Origin of the sequence: Fictibacillus sp. Mic-4, from assembly GCF_049843615.1 — a bacterium.
GTDB lineage: Bacteria > Bacillota > Bacilli > Bacillales > Fictibacillaceae > Fictibacillus_A > Fictibacillus_A gelatini.
In genome coordinates, this window is the sequence record NZ_JBBHZM010000005.1 from 41,989 (window position 1) to 61,584 (window position 19,596).

The 19,596-nt window shown below is 41.4% G+C and carries 22 protein-coding genes and 1 other annotated feature; of the genes, 8 read left to right on the forward strand and 14 right to left on the reverse strand.

Annotation, left to right across the window (positions count from 1 at the left end):
- The first annotated feature begins 421 nt into the window (after window positions 1-421).
- Window positions 422-766: a YolD-like family protein gene (locus WD019_RS05860; protein ID WP_425710912.1), complete on the forward strand. Its 345-nt coding sequence runs from the start codon at window positions 422-424 to the stop codon at window positions 764-766.
- Between the two features lie 91 nt (window positions 767-857).
- Here the strand turns inward: WD019_RS05860 and WD019_RS05865 are convergent, their stop codons facing one another.
- Window positions 858-1,922: a P1 family peptidase gene (locus tag WD019_RS05865; RefSeq protein ID WP_425710913.1), complete on the reverse strand. Its 1,065-nt coding sequence runs from the start codon at window positions 1,920-1,922 to the stop codon at window positions 858-860.
- A 254-nt stretch (window positions 1,923-2,176) separates the two neighbouring features.
- On the opposite strand from WD019_RS05865, the gene WD019_RS05870 reads away from it, so the two are divergent.
- Complete coding sequence (locus tag WD019_RS05870; RefSeq protein ID WP_425710914.1) at window positions 2,177-3,166, forward strand: ketoacyl-ACP synthase III; 990 nt, start codon at window positions 2,177-2,179, stop codon at window positions 3,164-3,166.
- A 62-nt stretch (window positions 3,167-3,228) separates the two neighbouring features.
- On the opposite strand, the gene WD019_RS05875 is transcribed toward WD019_RS05870, so the two are convergent.
- A complete protein-coding gene (locus WD019_RS05875; protein WP_425710915.1) occupies window positions 3,229-3,699 on the reverse strand; it encodes a GNAT family N-acetyltransferase in 471 nt (156 codons plus the stop codon).
- Window positions 3,700-3,815: 116 nt separating this feature from the next.
- On the opposite strand from WD019_RS05875, the gene WD019_RS05880 reads away from it, so the two are divergent.
- A complete protein-coding gene (locus tag WD019_RS05880; protein ID WP_026676860.1) occupies window positions 3,816-4,007 on the forward strand; it encodes a YqzH family protein in 192 nt (63 codons plus the stop codon).
- Window positions 4,008-4,241: 234 nt separating this feature from the next.
- Window positions 4,242-5,549: an MFS transporter gene (locus WD019_RS05885; protein ID WP_026676859.1), complete on the forward strand. Its 1,308-nt coding sequence runs from the start codon at window positions 4,242-4,244 to the stop codon at window positions 5,547-5,549.
- 79 nt (window positions 5,550-5,628) lie between these two features.
- Here WD019_RS05885 and WD019_RS05890 read toward each other — a convergent pair whose 3' ends face one another.
- From WD019_RS05890 to WD019_RS05910, 5 genes are all read right to left on the reverse strand, one after another.
- Window positions 5,629-5,883, reverse strand: a complete 255-nt coding sequence (locus WD019_RS05890; protein WP_026676858.1) for a hypothetical protein — start codon at window positions 5,881-5,883, stop codon at window positions 5,629-5,631.
- Window positions 5,884-5,955: 72 nt separating this feature from the next.
- Window positions 5,956-6,591: a phosphatase PAP2 family protein gene (locus WD019_RS05895; RefSeq protein ID WP_154657915.1), complete on the reverse strand. Its 636-nt coding sequence runs from the start codon at window positions 6,589-6,591 to the stop codon at window positions 5,956-5,958.
- A gap of 44 nt (window positions 6,592-6,635) precedes the next feature.
- Window positions 6,636-7,688, reverse strand: a complete 1,053-nt coding sequence (locus tag WD019_RS05900) for a phosphotransferase (protein WP_425710916.1) — start codon at window positions 7,686-7,688, stop codon at window positions 6,636-6,638.
- A gap of 147 nt (window positions 7,689-7,835) precedes the next feature.
- Entirely contained in the window at window positions 7,836-8,627 is a 792-nt protein-coding gene (locus WD019_RS05905; RefSeq protein ID WP_425710917.1) for an SDR family NAD(P)-dependent oxidoreductase, read from the reverse strand.
- Entirely contained in the window at window positions 8,624-9,607 is a 984-nt protein-coding gene (locus WD019_RS05910) for an MBL fold metallo-hydrolase (RefSeq protein WP_425710918.1), read from the reverse strand. Before WD019_RS05910 ends, WD019_RS05905 begins: the two co-directional genes overlap by 4 nt.
- 141 nt (window positions 9,608-9,748) lie before the next feature.
- Window positions 9,749-9,962 (forward strand) — a binding site (T-box leader).
- A gap of 59 nt (window positions 9,963-10,021) precedes the next feature.
- Between WD019_RS05910 and proC the strand changes: the two genes are divergently transcribed.
- Entirely contained in the window at window positions 10,022-10,849 is an 828-nt protein-coding gene (gene proC / locus WD019_RS05915) for a pyrroline-5-carboxylate reductase (RefSeq protein WP_026676855.1), read from the forward strand.
- 6 nt (window positions 10,850-10,855) lie between these two features.
- Here the strand turns inward: proC and WD019_RS05920 are convergent, their stop codons facing one another.
- Window positions 10,856-11,185, reverse strand: a complete 330-nt coding sequence (locus WD019_RS05920) for a DUF3889 domain-containing protein (RefSeq protein WP_026676854.1) — start codon at window positions 11,183-11,185, stop codon at window positions 10,856-10,858.
- A gap of 162 nt (window positions 11,186-11,347) precedes the next feature.
- On the opposite strand from WD019_RS05920, the gene WD019_RS05925 reads away from it, so the two are divergent.
- From WD019_RS05925 to namA, 3 genes are all read left to right on the forward strand, one after another.
- The gene (locus WD019_RS05925) at window positions 11,348-11,506 is read left to right on the forward strand and encodes a hypothetical protein (RefSeq protein ID WP_425710919.1); all 159 of its coding nucleotides are present in this window, start codon (window positions 11,348-11,350) and stop codon (window positions 11,504-11,506) included.
- Between the two features lie 126 nt (window positions 11,507-11,632).
- The gene (locus tag WD019_RS05930) at window positions 11,633-12,412 is read left to right on the forward strand and encodes a glycerophosphodiester phosphodiesterase (protein WP_081412591.1); all 780 of its coding nucleotides are present in this window, start codon (window positions 11,633-11,635) and stop codon (window positions 12,410-12,412) included.
- 104 nt (window positions 12,413-12,516) lie between these two features.
- Entirely contained in the window at window positions 12,517-13,533 is a 1,017-nt protein-coding gene (namA, locus tag WD019_RS05935; RefSeq protein ID WP_425710920.1) for an NADPH dehydrogenase NamA, read from the forward strand.
- 48 nt (window positions 13,534-13,581) lie between these two features.
- On the opposite strand, the gene WD019_RS05940 is transcribed toward namA, so the two are convergent.
- From WD019_RS05940 to WD019_RS05965, 6 genes are all read right to left on the reverse strand, one after another.
- Window positions 13,582-14,550 (reverse strand): NAD(P)H-dependent flavin oxidoreductase, encoded by a 969-nt coding sequence (locus WD019_RS05940; protein WP_035350331.1) that lies wholly within the window; start codon window positions 14,548-14,550, stop codon window positions 13,582-13,584.
- 173 nt (window positions 14,551-14,723) lie between these two features.
- A complete protein-coding gene (rnz, locus tag WD019_RS05945) occupies window positions 14,724-15,653 on the reverse strand; it encodes a ribonuclease Z (protein ID WP_425710921.1) in 930 nt (309 codons plus the stop codon).
- 11 nt (window positions 15,654-15,664) lie between these two features.
- Window positions 15,665-16,315 (reverse strand): phosphatase PAP2 family protein, encoded by a 651-nt coding sequence (locus WD019_RS05950; protein ID WP_026676850.1) that lies wholly within the window; start codon window positions 16,313-16,315, stop codon window positions 15,665-15,667.
- A gap of 57 nt (window positions 16,316-16,372) precedes the next feature.
- Window positions 16,373-17,563 carry a DNA polymerase IV gene (locus WD019_RS05955; protein ID WP_425710922.1) on the reverse strand — a complete coding sequence of 397 codons (1,191 nt, stop codon included), beginning with the start codon at window positions 17,561-17,563 and terminating at the stop codon, window positions 16,373-16,375.
- Window positions 17,564-17,813: 250 nt separating this feature from the next.
- Complete coding sequence (locus tag WD019_RS05960; RefSeq protein WP_051291334.1) at window positions 17,814-18,311, reverse strand: MarR family winged helix-turn-helix transcriptional regulator; 498 nt, start codon at window positions 18,309-18,311, stop codon at window positions 17,814-17,816.
- Window positions 18,312-18,458: 147 nt separating this feature from the next.
- Window positions 18,459-19,580 (reverse strand): tripeptidase T, encoded by a 1,122-nt coding sequence (locus WD019_RS05965; RefSeq protein WP_425710923.1) that lies wholly within the window; start codon window positions 19,578-19,580, stop codon window positions 18,459-18,461.
- Between the last annotated feature and the right edge of the window lie 16 nt (window positions 19,581-19,596).

The following is a 19,596-nucleotide window of genomic DNA, read 5'->3' on the forward strand; positions in this document are numbered from 1 at the left end:
TTTTCTCCCCTTTCTCCTTGCATGTTATGAGAATGATAACCATTCTCATAACAAGATTCGAATACTATGATAAATGATAATGATTCTCATCGTCAATTAAAAATAATATTACAAAAATATTTCAATTGTTATAAAATAATCTCATCATGTAAAAAAGGCGATTGCCGAAACGGTAATCGCCTTTTTTCAATAATTGCGGTTTTTATAGTCTTTGAATGGAATTACTTGTCCAATTTCCTTTTTTTCAATCTGCAATGATCCTTAGATATACATCCGGAAAAGCAACTCATCTTTTCAAAAAATACAAAACATGAACTATTTTCCAGTACTAAACAAACATATTTTCGTATATACTATAAGCGAAAATATGTTCGTTTTTTTAAAAGTTGTCAATCAATGAATAAATGAAGGTGAGGATTTAATGACACCGAACAAACTAACCCCAGGATATAATTTAATGTGGGAATCGAGCCGAATGATGCTGCCTGAACATCGGGAGCAGTTATTAGAAGAGCGGCGAAGGCAAAAGGAATTCCGCTCTCCTTTGCTCGATGAGGATCAACTTCTAGAGATCAACCGGGTCATTGCAGAATCTATTGAACAAGAACGGGCGGTTACCGTCACGTATGCCGAAAAGTATGGACCCGTCCAGTTTTGGGGCTGGGTGAAACATGTGAAACCGCACGAAAAATGGCTTAAGCTCATCAATGATGAAGATACGCTAACCATCTCCTTTGACCGAATCCTCGATGTTGAAATGAGTTAGGGGCAAAAATGTGCATAATCCAGAAATTATGCACGTTTTTGTATTAAAGAGACACAGAATTGATTGTATTAGAAACAGCATGGCCAATCCTTTATTCGAATCGTATATTGTACTTACTTAGTAAATCGCTTAAAGCAGGCCTTTCATTTCCATCGCGTCCAACGACATGAGTGGCTGTTACCAATGAATTTAATACGGCTTCCTCGGTCGCCTCACCAACCGCCCTGAAGGCGATGTCGATCTCTTCTTCATGAATCATAGGAATGGAAAGTAAATGGGAAGGATTCTCATGAGGTATTTTTGTAGCTGTCGAAAAGCCAATGGCCACCTCGCCGCTCCCGGTTGTAATAATAGAACCTGTACGCGCTAACCCTGTAACCGCCCGTTTTATGATCCGGTTGAGCTGTCTTGTTGAAACAGGAAGATCCGTTCCTACGATGATGATGACCGACCCTTTATCTTTTTCCTCATAAGATCCTCGAATGACTTCTTTTAATTCTTTGCCAACAGCCTTCCCGTTTATCTTTAGGTCATCTAAACTACCAAAGTTGGTCAGTACTAAAACACCCATTGTATACGAGCCATGCTCTAGCTTCATCAGCCTGGAGGAAGTGCCGATGCCGCCTTTTAATGAGTAACAAAGCATCCCGCATCCCGCACCGGCTGTCCCCTCTTTAAATTCGCTTGACGCATTCTTTATCGCCTGGAAAACATGTTCTTTCGTAATACATCTGGCGCGAATGTCATTAAGAAACATGTCGTTACATTCAGCGATGACCGGATTTACGGTACCTGTCGTCCGCCCGATCTCGGGGTTAGTTTCTAACATATATTCGATCAATGCATCTGCAGCAGTTCCGACGCTTAACGTATTGGTCAAAATGATTGGGGTTTCCAATGTTCCTAATTCATTGATTTGAATCGTGCCTATCGTTTTTCCGAAGCCATTAATGACATGGCTTGCGGCTATCAGTTTTTCTTTAAAAAGATTCCCCTGATGAGGGATAATGGCCGTAACACCTGTTTGCCTGTTTTGGCCGCTAAGTGTTACATGGCCGACAGTCACTCCTTTTATATCAGTAATAGAATTGTAGTGCCCTGTCTCTAAATTCCCAATTTCAACTCCGAAATCTCTTATTCTTTTTTGACCTAGCATAGTAGCCCCTTCCTTAAAATAAAAATTAGTTATCATAAAGCTTAAAATCCGTGCCTATTGTTTAAGTGTCCTACTTTGACTATAAAGTTTAGCATCGTTAGCATACTTCCTCAGATAAAAAGATTCTATTAATACCGAAAATATCCTTTGGGCATAATTTTTAAATCCTTTATTTAAAGATTGACACAAATTAGTACCTGGTACTAATATTAGACTATAAATGCAGGTGTTAAATTTGTAAAGGGGATGAAGAAATGCAGTCAAAAGCAAGAATTACAGCGATCGGGACCTATGTACCGGAGAAGAAGCTTACCAATAGCGATTTAGAAAAAATAGTGGATACAAATGATGCATGGATCGTGCAAAGAACGGGCATGAAAGAAAGAAGAATTGCCGGGGACAGCGAATATGCCTCTACGATGGCTTTTAAAGCCATTGAAAACTTAACGGAACAATATGACAAGGAACTTGATGATGTCGATTGTATCCTTGTGTCAACGACGACGCCCGACTATGCATTTCCAAGTGTCGCCTGCCAGATACAGGAGCACTTTAACATTCCGCAAACCAGCGCACTGGATTTCAATGCAACTTGTGCCGGCTTTACTTATGGCCTGCACATGGCAAACGGTTTTATAACATCCGGACTCCATCGGAAAATATTAGTTATAGCAACAGAAACATTATCAAAGGTAACGGATTATACGGATCGAACAACTTGCATTTTATTTGGCGATGGGGCAGCTACGGTTTTAGTAGAAAAAGATGAAGAAAACCCAAGCTTTATTGCTACACATACAGGAACAAACGGCGAAGGGGGCATGCATGTCTATCGTACAAATTTAGCTGGTGAGATGTTTGGGGAACCTTTAAAGGAGCATGGAAAGATCGTCCAAAACGGAAGAGAGGTTTATAAGTGGGCGGCCCGTACGCTTCCAGCAGGCATGGAAGAGCTTTTACGAAAGGCTCGTTTGCAAATGGATGAAATAGACTGGTTTGTTCCACATAGCGCAAATCTGCGCATGATAGAGTCCATCTGTGAAAGATCAGGCTTCCCGATGGATAAAACGCTGACCAGTGCAGAATTCATGGGTAATACCTCTTCAGTTTCGATTCCTTTAGCCTTGCAGCTCGGCATAAACGAAGGAAAGTTAACAAACGGGGACACCCTCATCCTCTACGGGTTTGGCGGTGGCCTCACACATGCGGGACATGTCGTTAAGTGGGACTTAGGAAAGGATTAAGAGATACACTAAGTAATGAATGAGAGTGTTGGGAACTCATCCCAACACTCCGCTATCCTTTTTTAAAAAATCATCTTAGCCATTTGAATATTCGTAGCCTCAAACCCGCATTTTTCGTACAATTTAATGGCCGTTTGATTGTGGCCAAAGACATGCAGCCTAATTGTTTTAATCCCCCGGTCCTTTGCTACTTCTTCCAGAGCTGCCAAGGCCTGTTTGGCGTATCCCCTCCCGCGGTGTTTTTCATAGATTAAAAAGTCGTAAATAAACGCTGTTTTCTGGTCCTCTCCTCTTTCATGAAACCAGAGATAGCCGACCTTTTCATTACTAGTTTCGTCCACAATTTGATAAAGAAAATGATTTTTCGTATGTAATCCATCCGGCAAAAGCTGATCAAATTCCTGCTGGGCCAATTCGAGCGCCTTCTCTTTTGGCCAATTTCCCGCCTTTGCTTTTTCTTCCCCATAATTCTTAACCGAGTAGGATAAATAAACCGAAAACTCTTCATCATTCATTTTCCGAAGTACAACCATAAAAACCCTCCTTAACCAATCAGTTAACCATAATATTTTTATAGAAACTAAAAACAAAAAAACATTGACGCCCCTTATCGTGATCCACTACAGTCAAAGTAGAAAGGATGTGCCCGATGGACGATAAACTATTGGAAAAAATGATCAAAAAATCGTTACTTCAATATTTCGGCGAATTTGAGGAAATTCCTTTAAGCGACAAAGATTATCGCAATCTTGTGGAGAAAATTCAGGATGAATTACCGAGAAAAGAGGAAGAAATTCATATGATCATAGAAGACATCGTCTATGAATTTTTGACAAACTAGCCCCATATTAACATAGCTCTTCTATGTATCTAATAATATTAAAAGCAATTTTTTAAATGGTCCGGAAGAAAAGTCCGGGCCATTTTGGCGAATCTTCTTTTTTAAAATAATGATTAAAATCGGCAGAATAGTTAAAGTTGAGCGATAAATGCTATAATTGAAAAAGGATTTCTATTTACTAGTAAATCACTACAGCAATCATACGAATAGTACTAATTAGAGGAGGAAATGATAATGAGCCAATCTACAGATCGGAAAGCATCACGGCGCATTACGGCGAATATTTTCAAGGGTTCGGTCGGAAATCTCATCGAATGGTACGACTGGTACGTTTATTCCGCTTTTGCCATCTATTTTTCGGCAGAGTTCTTCCCGGCAGGAAATCAGACCCTTCAGCTCCTTAATACCGCGGGAGTCTTTGCCATCGGCTTTCTCATGCGCCCGATCGGAAGCCTATTAATGGGCCGCTACGCCGACCGGTTTGGCCGCAGGGCCGCCTTGACGCTTTCGGTAACGATTATGGCCATCGGTTCGCTCGTCATTGCCTGCACACCAGGTTATGGAACAATTGGCGTGTTGTCACCGATCATTCTCGTCATCGCACGTCTATTCCAGGGGTTGTCGCTCGGCGGAGAATATGGAACGTCTGCTACATACTTGTCAGAGATGGCATCAAGCGGCCGGCGCGGATTCTACTCAAGTTTTCAGTACGTTACACTAGTTGCCGGACAGCTGGTCGCATTAGGCGTTCAAATTATCCTTCAGCAAATTCTTGACGAATCCGCTATGGTATCATGGGGCTGGCGCATTCCTTTTGTGATCGGGGCCATCGGGGCGTTAATCGTCCTGTGGATGCGCCGGACGATGGACGAGTCAGAACAGTTTGAGAAAATGGGCGAAAAGAAAAGAGAAGAAGCCGGAACTCTTCGAACGCTAATGAAGTACCCGAAAGCTGTATTGACCGTTATGGGGCTTTCCCTCGGTGGAAATGTCGCTTTCTATACGTATACGACGTATTTGCAAAAGTACATGGTTAATTCAGTGGGACTTAATAAGGAAATCGTGAGCATGATCAATTTTATTGCTTTATTGATCTTCATCGTGCTTCAGCCGCTTGCCGGAGCGTTATCCGATAAAATTGGAAGGCGTCCGCTATTGATGAGCTTCGGTATTTTCGGAACGTTACTGACCGTACCGATATTTTTATTTATGCGGCACGCGACAAGTCCAGTTATTGCCTTCTTGCTTATGATGGTTGCCCTCGTCATCATTACCGGTTACACGTCAATTAATGCCATCGTAAAAGCCGAGCTTTTCCCGACAGAAATCCGTGCCCTCGGTGTTGGATTTCCTTATTCCCTTACCGTCGCCATCTTCGGGGGAACGGCGGAATTTATCGCATTAGGGTTAAAAAACATCGGCTATGAATCGCTTTTCTACTATTATGTCGCTCTTTGTATTGCTATAAGCTTATTCACATACTGGCGTATGCCGGAGCCTTCTAAAGACTCACAAATAGAAGCCGAAGCTCGAAAAAAATAAGCATTTGATTTGAATCGGCGATTGTCAATTCCGGTAAATCGAAAACAGCCTGATCATCAACCTTATATGGTTGAGATGATCAGGCTTCTTTTTGAGTGTAGAAAATCGGCGTATACGTTTTTTCGTACGTCGTTTTTTTCTTCCATTTTTCTTTCACTTCAATATTTGGCGGCAATGCGTAAGTTGAAGAACCTTTATCATCGCCAAACATCTTTTTATAATAATACTCGCACATTTTCGCATGATACATATAGTTTTGATAGTAATAGTCGAGCGAAGTTTCCATCGTATGCGAATTTTGATGGTAGTGGTTATAGTTCCCCATAGGATACATTCAAGTCACCTCAAAGATTTGGTTGTCTATCCAGTATATGTTCTTCACTCTATTTTTGCACACGGTAAATCCCTAATTTCTCATGGTTAGCCAAAAATATAAACGGATGCAAATGGAAAGCCAAAGACAGGAAATCATTAAACCTCCAATCACATCGGTGGGGTAATGTGCACCTAGATACACCATGCTAAACCCGATAGCCAGGATTAAAAAGGTAACGAAAATGATTAAAGATTTATAAGAAAACCATTGATGGCGCAAGATTGTCCAAAGCAGAAAGCAGAAAAAGCCATACAGCGCCACCGAGACCATACAATGACGGCTCGGAAAACTAAATCCATCTTTCACAATGATATGCCAGCTCGGACGAGGACGATGAAAAAAGTGTTTCAGGAGAAAATTTAATACGAAAGCTCCCCCAACCGAAAAAACTAAAAACGAATATTCGACCGCCCTTTTCAACGGAATGAGAAAAACACCAATAACAGCAAGCATCGCAACAATATAGTCTTTATTGCCTAAATGCTCTAAAAACAGCATGATTTTCGTTACCTTTTCATGTTGAAAAGAAGATACGAAATGAAAGAGGCGATCATCGATAACATTATGCGGATTATTAATTGTATAAAATCCAAGTGCAAAAAATAAGACGAAAAGCAAAATTTCAATGTGAAATACGCGAACCATATGCCCTCTAAAGCGAAACAAAAACAAATACCTCCCTCCCGTTTTAAAAAATGAAACTTTCTATTTCAGCCTTTAGATAATTCTTTTGCCAGCTCAATGGTCGCTGGTAACGTGACCGGATGAAATTGCTTTAAAAACATATCTTTCGGCTGATCATGAATAATGATTCCGAGCAATTTAAAGTACGTTTCTTCAGGCTCCATCTCATACGACTTATCGAAATGACGATGCATCCAGCTATAGAGTCTCCGCGGAAAGGCTAAATATGAAAAGAAACATCTCCATTCATCAAGTGATAACGGTCTTGTAAGATTTTGTTGATACCCTCTAATAAAACGGTAAATAAATAGAGGATTCCACCCCTTATATGGGGCGAAATAATGGATGAAAGAAGCAAGGTCATATACACGCTCCGCGTAAGATAAAGATTCAATATCTATAAAATAAATATTGCGCTTTCCGTCGATTAAAATATTTCGTTGGTGCAGGCTCCCATGGCATAACACCGCACAGTCCGGGTTATCCTCCCATAATGTTGAGTACGATACATTTTCAATATATTGATAAGCAAGAGAGCAAAGCGCTTCCAGAAAATCGAGAATATTTCGCTCATACAAAAACTCCGGAAGATCATAATGATTCTTTTTCCAGTCTTGAATTTTTTTATAAACTTTTCGCAGCTTCTTTCTTCGATTCCCCCATTCAAAACGAAAACTTTTTTTATCAGGGACAAGCCCTTTGGCGGCCGCGTGAAAGCGGGCAATCGCAGCCCCTATTTCCTCTCCTAAATAATCATCGGCAAAAAGAACATCTTCTGCATCCATCCACTCCTCTAAATAATAGATTTCATCTTCAAAGGAAAGAAGTACATCACCAGATAAAAGTGGAACAATACCCGGTATATACGGATAATGATTTTTTATTTGCTTGATCGAATGATGGATAAACGAAAGATCGGGCAGCTCTACTGCATTTTTAAAGCCAAACGTCCCCCTATCCGTTACGACTTTGGGAATATCAAGCACTCGATGGATTGAATGAACCGTTAAACCGTAATGATGGGCGAGCAGGCGTCGAATGACATGATCGGATAAGGAAACTTTTTGTCCTCTCTTCATCACTTTGCTTCCTTTCCTAAAGGATTGGCACAGTCTCTTTAGTTCATTGTATGGGCATGTTTAAAATTCATTCAAAAAGATTTAGAAACCGGAGCGAAAGAATTTCACTCCGGTTTCTACTCATTTGTTAACATAATCATATTATTGTTACTTTTTATTAAAAGCACTAGCCGCGACTTTTTCAATAAATCCTGGCATCATCTGGTAAATTTTACTGCCAATATTCATTAAAAAAGGTAAGTTGATTTCACGGACGGGTTTATCAATCGAAGTGATCACCTTTTTCGAAACGAGCTCCGGGGAAAGGAGCCACCGTTTCACACTTTCTACATAATTGCCCGATTTATCCGCGATAGAAAAGAAATTTGTTTCAATTGGGCCGGGATTTACAGTTGTCACATGAATATTCGTTTTGGAAAGCTCCATCCTGAGGCTGTTTGAAAATCCAAGAACCGCATGCTTTGTTGCTGTGTAACCGCTTGATTTAGGCGTAGCAATCTTCCCGGCCTGGGAGGCGATGTTGATGATATGCCCTTTATCCCGGATCATCATATGCGGCAAGACCGCTTTTGTACAGGCCATTAAGCCGATGACATTCGTTTGAAACATAGTTACAATATCGTTTATATCAGCTTGAATAAACTCTTCAAAAATACCAAATCCCGCATTGTTAATCAGGACATCGACATGGGAAACCTGTGTGAAAAGCTGCTCGAAAACGTTCTTTACTTGAACGAGATTTCCGACATCAAGTGAATAGATCCACGCATCAATCTGAAATTTGTTTTTAATTTCAGATTGAATGTTTTCAAGTTGATCCATCCGACGGGCCATTAAAACCGGTGTAGCCCCGCGTTCAGCTGCGTCAAGCGCGATCCTCGCCCCGAGTCCACCTGACGCGCCTGTAATGACAATCACTTTTCCTTGCCAGTTGTTCATGTATTCACCCCATGTTTGGTTCTCGTATAGTGAGTAATCCCGTTTTTGTCTTTTTTCGCAATTGCTCCCCATTCTTCTAATAAATCGAGATGGCCGATCGTCTCTGACATGGTTAAATCCAATTCCCATAAGTAAATGTGTGAAAAAAGCTTCTGACATAGTTCAAATGCCGTATGCTCGCCAACTATTAATTCATACAACCGATTCGCCCGCTCATCTTGCGCTTCCAGCCGTTCCTCGATGAGTTGCCCGACCGCAGTAATTTCCTTCCCGTGACCGGAATAAACGATCGAGACGCCAAGCTCTGCCACTTTTTTAAACGAAGTACGGTATTCAAGTAGCGGTTTAGGACGCGGAAGATTTGCCTGTAATGGCGGCTCAATTAAAGCATTGGAAGAAATATGGGCAATTAAAAAATCCCCGCCGACCATCACGCCGCTCTCTTTATGAAAAAGGGAAATATGGTCAGGAGAATGCCCGGGCGTTTCAATCACTGTCCACCCGGAAAGACCCGGGACTTCATCTCCGTCTTTTAAAACAATGTCCGGTTTAATTTTCGCCGAGTACGATAAATATTCATTTGTTTTTTCCAGTTCAGCCGGAATAAGATGTGGTGAAACTCCCATTTTTTTATAAATGGACTCATAAAACATTTTTCGTTCACTATAAAATTCCTCGTTTTGTTCAAGGTAAGGAATACTTTTTTCTGAGGAGATGACTTGTAGAGAAGCAATATCAAAATAGCCAAGACCGCCAACATGATCAGGATGATAATGGGTTAAAACAATCTGCTCAATATCATGTATGGATATACCATGGGCGTGCAGGTGATCAACAAGCACGCGGTGGGCCTCTTCCGTTTTCGGTCCACAATCAATCAACGTCAGCTTTTCCCCTTTTACTATGTACGCATTTACCTTTCCTACTTTAAACGGTGTCGGCAATTCAATTTTTGTAATTTTATCGGATAATGTGTTCATTTTCTTCTCCTTCACCTGATCTTTCTTTCTGTTTTCAGTATAGCAAGGAAAGGATGCCAATCAAATGAAAATGCATTTTTCTCTTGACATTTCCCCTCATTACCGTGCATAATATTTTTTAAAAAATCAAACTTTAACATATGAATGGTGTTGAAAGGGACTAGTAAATCAACCTTCGATCGAAAGAGAGTGGAATTCACCGGCTGAAAGATTCCATCGATACGAAATGATTGAACCTGCCCTGGAGCTATCGGGGATAGAACCCGATCGTCGACCTACGTTACAGGCAATAAAGCGGGCATTATTTAATGCCAATGAAGGTGGTACCGCGGATCAGTCTCCCTCCGTCCTTTTTATAGGATAAGGGAGACTTTTTGTTTTAAGTTTATGTGTTTTTATTCAGGAGGTAATGACATGATGCAGAAGCAAAAAGTTGCTTTTATAGGTGCAGGCTCAATGGCCGAAGCGATGATCAGCGGTTTACTCAAGCGGAACATGTATCATCCAGATGAAATCTTCATTACAAATCGTAACAATATAGAAAGGCTTACTGAATTAAAAAATAAGTACCGCGTAACCACTTCCACCAATAAAGAAGAGGTCGTAAAGGAAGCGGACATTGTTGTCCTTGCGATGAAACCGAAAGATGTAGTAGACGGCATTCAGGCCATAAAGCCTTACATTCATGAAAATCAATTGTTTATTTCTGTGCTTGCCGGTATTTCGACTGAAAGAATAACAAATTTGCTTGATGCCCATGTTCCTGTCGTCCGGGCAATGCCTAATACTTCTGCTGCCATCGGGTTTTCGGCAACCGGGATTGCCGCAGGAAAATACGCAACGGAAAAACATATTGACATCGTCACTTCCATCTTCGACTGTATCGGAATTACAACGGTTACAGAGGAAGAAGAGTTGCATGCAGTTACCGGTCTTTCCGGGAGCGGTCCTGCGTATATTTATTACATTGTCGAAGCAATGGAAGACGCCGCAAAGGATTTAAATATGAATGAAGCGGCCGCAAAAGATTTAATCGCCCAAACATTGCTTGGTGCAGCACATATGCTGAGAATGAGTAAAGACAACTGTCAAACGCTTCGCCGTAAAGTAACGAGTCCCGGCGGCACGACAGAAGCGGGGATCCAAACCCTTGACGCCTTTAACGTCCGTGAAGCCTTTCAGGCATGTATTAAACGGGCAGCGGAACGGTCAATGGAATTAGGCAAATTAAATGCGGAATAGTCATCGTTATCTTTCGGTTTTTTGAAACGAAATCGAACGCATTTGGTCCGTTCTTTCGTCAACAATGATTCGGACGATGACGCCCATTTCCCGGTTTCCTTTTTTCAGCCATAATTTAAATGTTTCCTGAAACGTTCCGTGTCCTTTCTTTTCTTTGCCCATATATAAATAATCCACTACGTCAAAATCGGAGTAACGTTTTTTTGTTTCTAAGACGGCTGTTCTTCCCCATTTACTATAAGAAACTTCTGCCCGCTCCAGGACAGGGATGGAAAAAGCATGAACCGGGGATAAACTCACTAATGAAAAAAGGAAAATAATGATGATTTTTTTCATATCTTTTGTATCCTTTCATTTAAAATCGATTATTTGTAGTGTATGGAAATGTATTTGACAATAAACGATGAATTCTATAAATAAAAGACAAAAGAAGAAATTGACAATCATTCCATCCCGTCCTATAGTTAAAATAAAAATACGTCTTTCGGGAGGAATCTTATGCGCACACAAGAAGAATCCAGACGTTATAATGAATTGTTTAAGGAATTTGAGCAGTTTACGAACCGACAGTTGACAAAAAAAGAAAAAGAATTTCTTAAATGGATTGTAAAGAACGATTTGAGCGTAGAGCAAAAAACTTTCATTCCCGAAGCATGATTAAAAAGAAGCTGAATTGTTTCAGCTTCTTTTTATTTATTTTTAAGGCAAAAGGGAAATGAAGAGCTAACGATTTGCCGCTAGATATCATAAGGTGGAAATAGAGAATAGAAAGGGGTGCTTCATATGACAAAAATTTTCGGACACCGGGGAGCCAGTAAAGAATGCCCGGAAAACACAATGATATCGTTCCAAAGAGCTTATGAAATTGGTGTTCATGGGATTGAAACCGATGTCCAATTATCAAAAGATGGCATCCCTGTCATCATTCATGATGAAAGTGTTAATCGTACGACGAACGGAAAAGGCTATATAAAAAATTTAACAATCAATGAAATTAAGGCGCTGGATGCCGGGAGCTGGTTTTCAAATGTCTTTCGAAATGAGACGATACCAACCCTTGAAGAGCTCCTGCATTGGATTTACACGAAACCTTTACTTTTAAATATTGAATTAAAAAATAACCGATTCGCTTATGAAGGGTTAGAGAAAAAAGTATATGATCTTGTTTGCGCTTATGGGATGAAGGAGCGAACAATCATCTCTTCGTTTAACCATTATAGTCTGGTAAGAATGAGGGAAATTGATGACATGATTGACATCGCACCGCTTTACTCTTCCGGAATTTACGAACCGTGGCATTATGCGAAAAGTCTTGGGGCAAGAAGCGTCCACCCAAAATTCAGAAGTTTGCCTCCTTATATTCTTGAAGGCTTTCATTTTAACCAGATCAATGTACGCCCCTATACCGTCAACAACAAAAAATGGCTCATGTATTTTCTCGACTGGAAGGTAGATGCCATTATTACCGATAAACCTGATTTAGCCCTTTCATTATTAAACGGATTCATCCCTCCGCCTAAAAGCTTCTTGCATATGGTCTACAATAAATTAACCGGAAAATGAGCGATTCAAAACGGATCGCTCATTTTCTTTGAGCATATGAAAACAAAATCCAAGCAAACTATGTTATAAAAGATGTAATCCGTACATAAAAGGAGTGATTCATCATGTCGAGTAAACTATTTAGCCCACTAACGATAAAAGACGTCACACTTAAAAATAGGATTGTTATGTCCCCAATGTGCATGTATTCATGTGAAAAAGAAGACGGAATGGTAAACAATTGGCATCTGACTCATTATACGTCAAGAGCGGTCGGGCAAGTCGGGCTGATTATTGTAGAAGCAACAGCCGTTACCCCACAGGGAAGAATATCTCCCCGGGATCTTGGCATCTGGAGCGATGAACATAGAAGCGGTCTTCAACAGCTTGTTGAGATGGTTCACGAGCAGGGGGCGAAAATCGGGATTCAACTTGCCCACGCCGGAAGAAAGGCTGAGCTAGACGGGCCGATTATTGCACCTTCAGCGATCAGTTTCAGCGAAAATATGAAACGACCTGAAGAAATGACGATTAAGCAAATTCAAGATACGGTCCAGGCCTTTAAAGAAGGCGCAAGGCGGGCAAAAGAAGCCGGTTTTGACATTATCGAACTGCATGGCGCCCACGGTTATTTAATCAATGAATTCCTTTCACCGCTTTCGAACCACCGAAAGGATGAATATGGTGGAAGTATGGAAAAACGCTACAGGTTTTTAAAGGAAATCATTGAAGCGGTGAAAGAAGTCTGGAGCGGTCCGTTGTTTGTCCGCATTTCGGCAAATGATTATCATGAAGAAGGATATGGACCTGCAGATTATGCCATAATGGCTTCATGGATGAAAGAGCAAGGAGTAGACCTGGTGGACTGCAGCTCCGGGGCGGTCGTACGTGCGAAAATTGACGTATATCCCGGCTATCAAGTCCCCTATGCGGAACTTATAAGAAAAGAAGCGAATGTGCTAACAGGAGCAGTTGGTCTGATCACTAGCGGGATTCAGGCTGAAGAAATATTAAAAAATGAACGGGCGGACCTTATCTTTCTTGCCCGGGAATTGCTCAGGGATCCGTATTGGCCAAGAACGGCGGCAAAAGAACTCGGCGTGAACTTAACGCCTCCGAAACAATATGAACGGGGATGGTAAGAAAAAAGGAAGAACGATCACATGGTCGTCCTTCCTTTTTTAAGATATCTAGAAACTTTTTGCATGCTTTTCCACTATGCCGTTCAATGCTTCTTCATATTCTTCCTTTAACTTGCGAACAATTTCAGCAATCGGAGCGATCTTTTTAATGGTGCTGACCCCCTGCCCCGCCGACCAGATGTCTTTCCATGCTTTTGCATCTGACATTTTCGAAAAATCAACGGCCGCCTTTTTCTGAAGTTGATCCAGGGATACTCCCGCTCTTTTAATGCTTGGGATAAGGTAATTTGCGTTCACTCCACTGAACGCATTCGTATAAATTAAATCTTCTAACGTGGAGCCAATGATCATATCACGATAATCGCTACTCGCAAAACTTTCAGTTGAAGCGATAAAGCGTGTACCCATATAAGCGAAATCTGCACCGAGCGTCCGGGCCGCAAGAATATCCCGGCCGCTTGAAATACACCCGGCAAGAATCGTCATTCCATTCCAAAATTCCTTTACTGCTCCTAAGAAGGCAAACGGATTAATCATCCCTGCATGCCCCCCGGCCCCGTTACAAACGAGGATCAATCCATCAACACCGGTATTCGCCGCTTTTCGTGCATGGACAAGGTTGCTCACGTCTGAAAAAACGAGCCCGCCATATTGATGGACGATATCAACAACTGCCTTTGGGTCACCAAGAGATGTAATAACGATTGGAGGTTCATACTTCTCGATCAGCTCCAGGTCTTCCTCAAATCGTTTATTCGTCCGGTGTACAATAAAATTGACAGCCCACGGTGCAATCCGCCTCTTAGGATTTTCGAATCGCGCTTGATTTAATTCCTCTGTAATTTGCTTCATCCAATCTTCTAAAATCGCAGATGTCCGTGCGTTTAATAGCGGAAACGAACCAATGATTCCAGACTTGCATCCTTCAATTACCATTTCCGGACTGGATACGAGAAACATCGGGGCAGCGATAACGGGCAAAACGAGTTCTTCAGCCAGTTGAGAGAATGTTTTCATCTGTTCCATCCCTTTCCCTATGTATAAAATAAGCATAACTTATGGATTTTTCCTGGAATCACTATATCACTACTTATCAAAATTTTCAATTAATTTCTCTTGTGTTTGAAAACCATTAAGAAATTTTAAAGCCAGTGTCTTATCTATAAAACGCGAAAAAAACACCCTCTTAACTAGAGAGTGTTTTTCTTTTTTAGCGCATAAACGCTAAAATCTTCTGCTATCGTTGTGTTTTCAAAAATGGTTTTCGCTTCCTCTAGCAGACGGTCTATTTCTTCTTTTTGATATCTTGAACTAATATGAGTCAATATTAATTGTTTTGCGCCTGCCCTTACAGCGATTTCAGCTGCCTGCTTTGTCGTTGCATGTCCGAACAATTGCGCATGCTCGCTGAGGTCGGCTGAAAATGTCGCTTCATGAACGAGAACATCCGCATTTTTAGCAAGGGCAATCGCATTTTCACAATAACGGGTATCTCCTAAAATGGCCACAACCCTTCCGGGAAGCGGAGGCGTAAGGAACTCGCGGCTGTAAAGGACCAAACCGTCTTGCAACTTGATGTCTTCCCCGTCTTTTAATTTCTTATAAATCGGCCCCGGAGGAATCCCTTTTGCTTTTAATAAGCCGGCCTTCAGCTTACCCGGGCGCTCTTTTTCCTCAATTCGATAGCCGAAACTATCGATGACGTGATCCAGCTTTTTACTGAATACCCTGTACTCGCTGTCTTCAAAAATGAGGCCCTCCTCTATTTCTACCACTTCAAACGGATATGTGAGGTGTGTCTCGCTCACTTTCAGGCTCGTTTCAACAAACTGCCGTATTCCTTCAGGTCCGTAAATGACGAGCGGGCTGTCTCCGCTCTGAAATGAACGGCTTCCAACCAAGCCGGGCAATCCGAATATATGGTCTCCATGCATATGGGTAATAAAAATTTTTTCTATTTTCCTCGGTCTAATCGATGTATGTAAAATCTGGTGCTGCGTCGCCTCGCCACAGTCAAACAGCCAGACGTTCGCACTCTGTAAAAATGTCAACGCAACGGCCGTTACATTTCGCTGTTTTGAAGGCATTCCAGCTCCAGTTCCTAAAAATTGTATTTCCATTTGTCTCCACCTTAAAGAAGTACTTTTATTCGTTTTTTGGCAAAAAAGTCGTATATACCGATACAAGCTAAAAGCCAGATTCCTCCAACGGCAAATCCCGCCAATATGTCACTTGGATAATGCACTCCTAAATAAATCCTGCTAATGCCGACAAGCAAAATAAATAAAGCAGTAACTATGGCAATCCACCGTTTAACGATCACTCGTTCCTTTATAACCGAAATAATCAAATATGCCGCCATGCCAAAAAAAGCGATCGAAATCATCGCGTGGCCGCTTGGAAAGCTGTACCCTCCCGCCTCAATTAATGGATGAGAAGCAGGCCGCTCGCGGCCGAACCAATCTTTTAACAAATGATTTCCGTATCTGACGCCAATCAACGTGACAGCGAGCATAACCGGTTCCAGCATTCTTCGTAAAAACAGGAGAAAAATGACGGCAAACAGGGCTAAAAATAAATATTCATAGTATTTTGTGGCGATCGTTGTAAGAACAATAAAAAAAGAAGTCACGTTCTTCGTCTCAAAACCGGTAATAAAATGGATAACGGTTCGGTCAAACGATCGCACCAACTGTTTGTTGTATTGGAACGCTAAAAACAGAAACAACAATAAGAAAATAACGATAAGCGCCGATTTAAAATAGCGGGCGAATCGATTCAATTCAAATCACCAACCTATCAATTGCTTTAGGATGATTGTATGAAAAGGTGACGGGCCTTATTCCTTACACTCTTTATTGTTTCCTTTTTGAATCGCTTTATCTCCATACTTTTTTCGGATCGCATCCAATGCTTTCGTTAGATCTTCTCTTCTTTTTTCCTCATGGTAATGGAAAAGATCAAGCTGGATATAAGCCGAGTCTCGTTCCACTAAATCAAGGGCTGTTACGCCGAGCAATCGAATGGGTTCACCGTTCCAATGTTTCTTAAAAAGCTGCCACGCGTTTTCATAGATTTTTTCTTTTTCTTGAATGGGGTTTTCTAGTTTTTTACTGCGAGTGATTGTATGACGATTCGCGTAACGAATGACAATTTGAATGGCAGAAGACACCACCTGTTTTTGCCTTAATCTCCTCTCAACCGACTCCGCCAATCTTGAAAATACAGCGCTTAGCATCGTCTGGCTCACCGTATCTTCTTTTAACGTCGTGGAATGGCCGATCGATTGATAATCATTAGCACTGTCAGGATCCACCTTTCTTTCATCGATCCCGTTCGCTCTCTCCCACATTTTGACACCATTGACGCCAAACCGCTGCTTCATCGCATAAGAATCTTCTTTCGCAAGGTCGCCTATCGTAAAAATGTCGTATTCGTTTAGTTTATGTTCCGTCTTTTTTCCAATCCCATGCATTTCCCCGACTTCTAACGGCCAGAGAATTTTTGGGATATCCCTCTTTCTGAGAATGGTAATGCCCATCGGCTTTTTCATATCGGATGCCATTTTCGCAAGAAACTTATTCGGAGCAACCCCGATGCTTGAAGGAAGGCCAAGTTCATCTTTCAATCGCCTTTGAATATCATAGGCAATGAAAAGCGGATCAGCTTTTACATAGGTTAATTCCATATAGCCTTCGTCGATTGAGACTGGTTCTACGAGATCGGTATATTCTCTCAGCAATTGAAACATTCGTGCAGACATCGCTTTATACTTTTGGAAATCTGGTTTTTTCACAAGCAGATGCCGGCATAATCGTTTCGCTTCCCAGAGCGGCATGGGCGGTTTGATCCCAAACTCGCGCGCTTCATAGCTGCAAGTGACGACAATGCCCCGCCGGTCTTCCACATCACCGGCAATTGCGAGCGGCTTTCCTTGAAGAGACGGATCGAATGCGCATTCAACAGAAGCATAGAAACAATTCATATCTACGTGCAATATGATTCTTCTTTTTTGATTTTGCTCGCCCATCTCTTCACCACCTTTTAGTCTCTGCAATGATTGATAACGCACGCAAACGAACATACATTCTTTTTCATTATTAGAATATCAGCCATCCGTTTAGTAGTCAATTAGTTACTTTTCTACATTCCCAATAAAAAGGGAGCAAGGGCAATAGCCGCCGCTCCCTATTACTAATAAATAAAAAAGGAATGGACAAAATGAACTTTTTCGCATCTCATCCACCCCTATCGGGCCACTAGTTATGTATGTATGCTTCTTATTCCGCTATGTTTTTCGTTGTGCTTTCTATCCACTTTACATATTCCCGGCCGTGAAAATGCTGGTTAATTTCTCTATGCAGCTCAATTAATTCAGCGATGAATTCTTTCTTCGTCTCATCTTCGAGCCATTTTTTGAAAAAACGATAAATTTTCAAATCGAGCTGTTCGGATTCTTTTCGCTTTTTCTTTCCTTCTTCCGTTAACATTACATAAGAAATCCGGCGATCATCGCTTTTTTTCACGACTTGAACGAGCTGTTTATCTTTTAATCGCTTAATAACTTGCATGACAGTGGATACATCCCAGAGACCAATTTTAGCGATTCTTGAAATGGTCACATCTTTCTCGAAAGAAACGATCCATAATATGTGTTGTTCCGCCTGCGTCAGGCCAAGAGCCTTTGCCGCTGTTTGCAATTCTTCTTCTAAAACCTTATACGTTCCCCTCATATAATTCAGCATCATATGCATGTTCGCTAGTTCGTTCATTGACATTCCCCTAACCCTCCTGATTCTCATCTCTCTACTCTTTATCATAATCTTCCAAACAGTTCTATTATAAAAATATTCTATAGACTATGTAAACAATTGTCAAATTCCTAATTAAAAATGGGCCTTCCGTACCAGAAAGGCCCATTTGTATTATTCACCTGCTGTTTCTTGTATGACTGCTACAACCATCTCCGCTGTTTTTACCAATTCCTCGATTGGCATCTTTTCATTTGTCGTATGAATTTCCTCATACCCGACAGCGAGATTGACTGTTGGAATATTAAATCCGGCGATCACATTGGCATCGCTTCCTCCACCACTGTGCAGTAGACGGTGAGGTCTTCCAATTCTTGCAGCCGCTTTTTTCGCAACTTCAACGACATGATCCCCATCGCCAAATTTAAATCCCGGATACATAATTTCGACTTCAACTTCGGCTCTTCCGCCCATTTCTTTCGCTACCGTTTCAAACGCCTCTTTCATTTTTGCAACCTGCGCTTCCATTTTTTCCGGAATAAGCGAGCGGGCTTCGGCGAGAATAAACACATGGTCACATACGATATTTGTTTGTGTTCCGCCTTCAAAACGGCCGATATTTGCCGTCGTTTCTTCATCTATTCGGCCGAGCGGCATTTTAGCAATTGCTTTTGCAGCAAGTGTAATCGCTGAAATGCCTTTTTCAGGTGCGACTCCGGCATGAGCCGTTTTCCCATAAATGTTCACTTTTAATTTTGCCTGAGTTGGAGCAGCGACGATAATATCTCCAACTTTTCCGTCACTGTCAAGGGCAAAACCGTATTTAGCCGTAATTCGCGTCGAATCTAGTACTTTCGCCCCGACTAAACCGGATTCTTCCCCAACCGTAATTATAAATTGAATGTCGCCGTGTTTTATGTTTTGTTCTTTTAATTGTTTTATCGCTTCGAAAATAGCAGCAAGCCCTGCTTTATCATCCGCTCCAAGAATCGTCGTTCCATCTGTCACGATCACTCCATCTTTAATGGATGGCTTTACGCCTTTGCCGGGTACGACCGTGTCCATATGGGAAGTAAAATAAATCGGATCAACCCCTTCTTTATTGCCTTTTAATGTACAAATAAGGTTGCCGGCGCCGTGTTCCGTTTTCGATTCCGCATCATCTTCGTACACTTCGACGCCAAGCTCAGTAAATTTTTGAATCAATACTTTAGAAATTTCCTTTTCATTTCTCGTTTCTGAATCAATTTGAACGAGTTCAAGAAACTCATCCACTAAACGTTTTTCGTTGATCATGCTGCCAGTCCTCCTA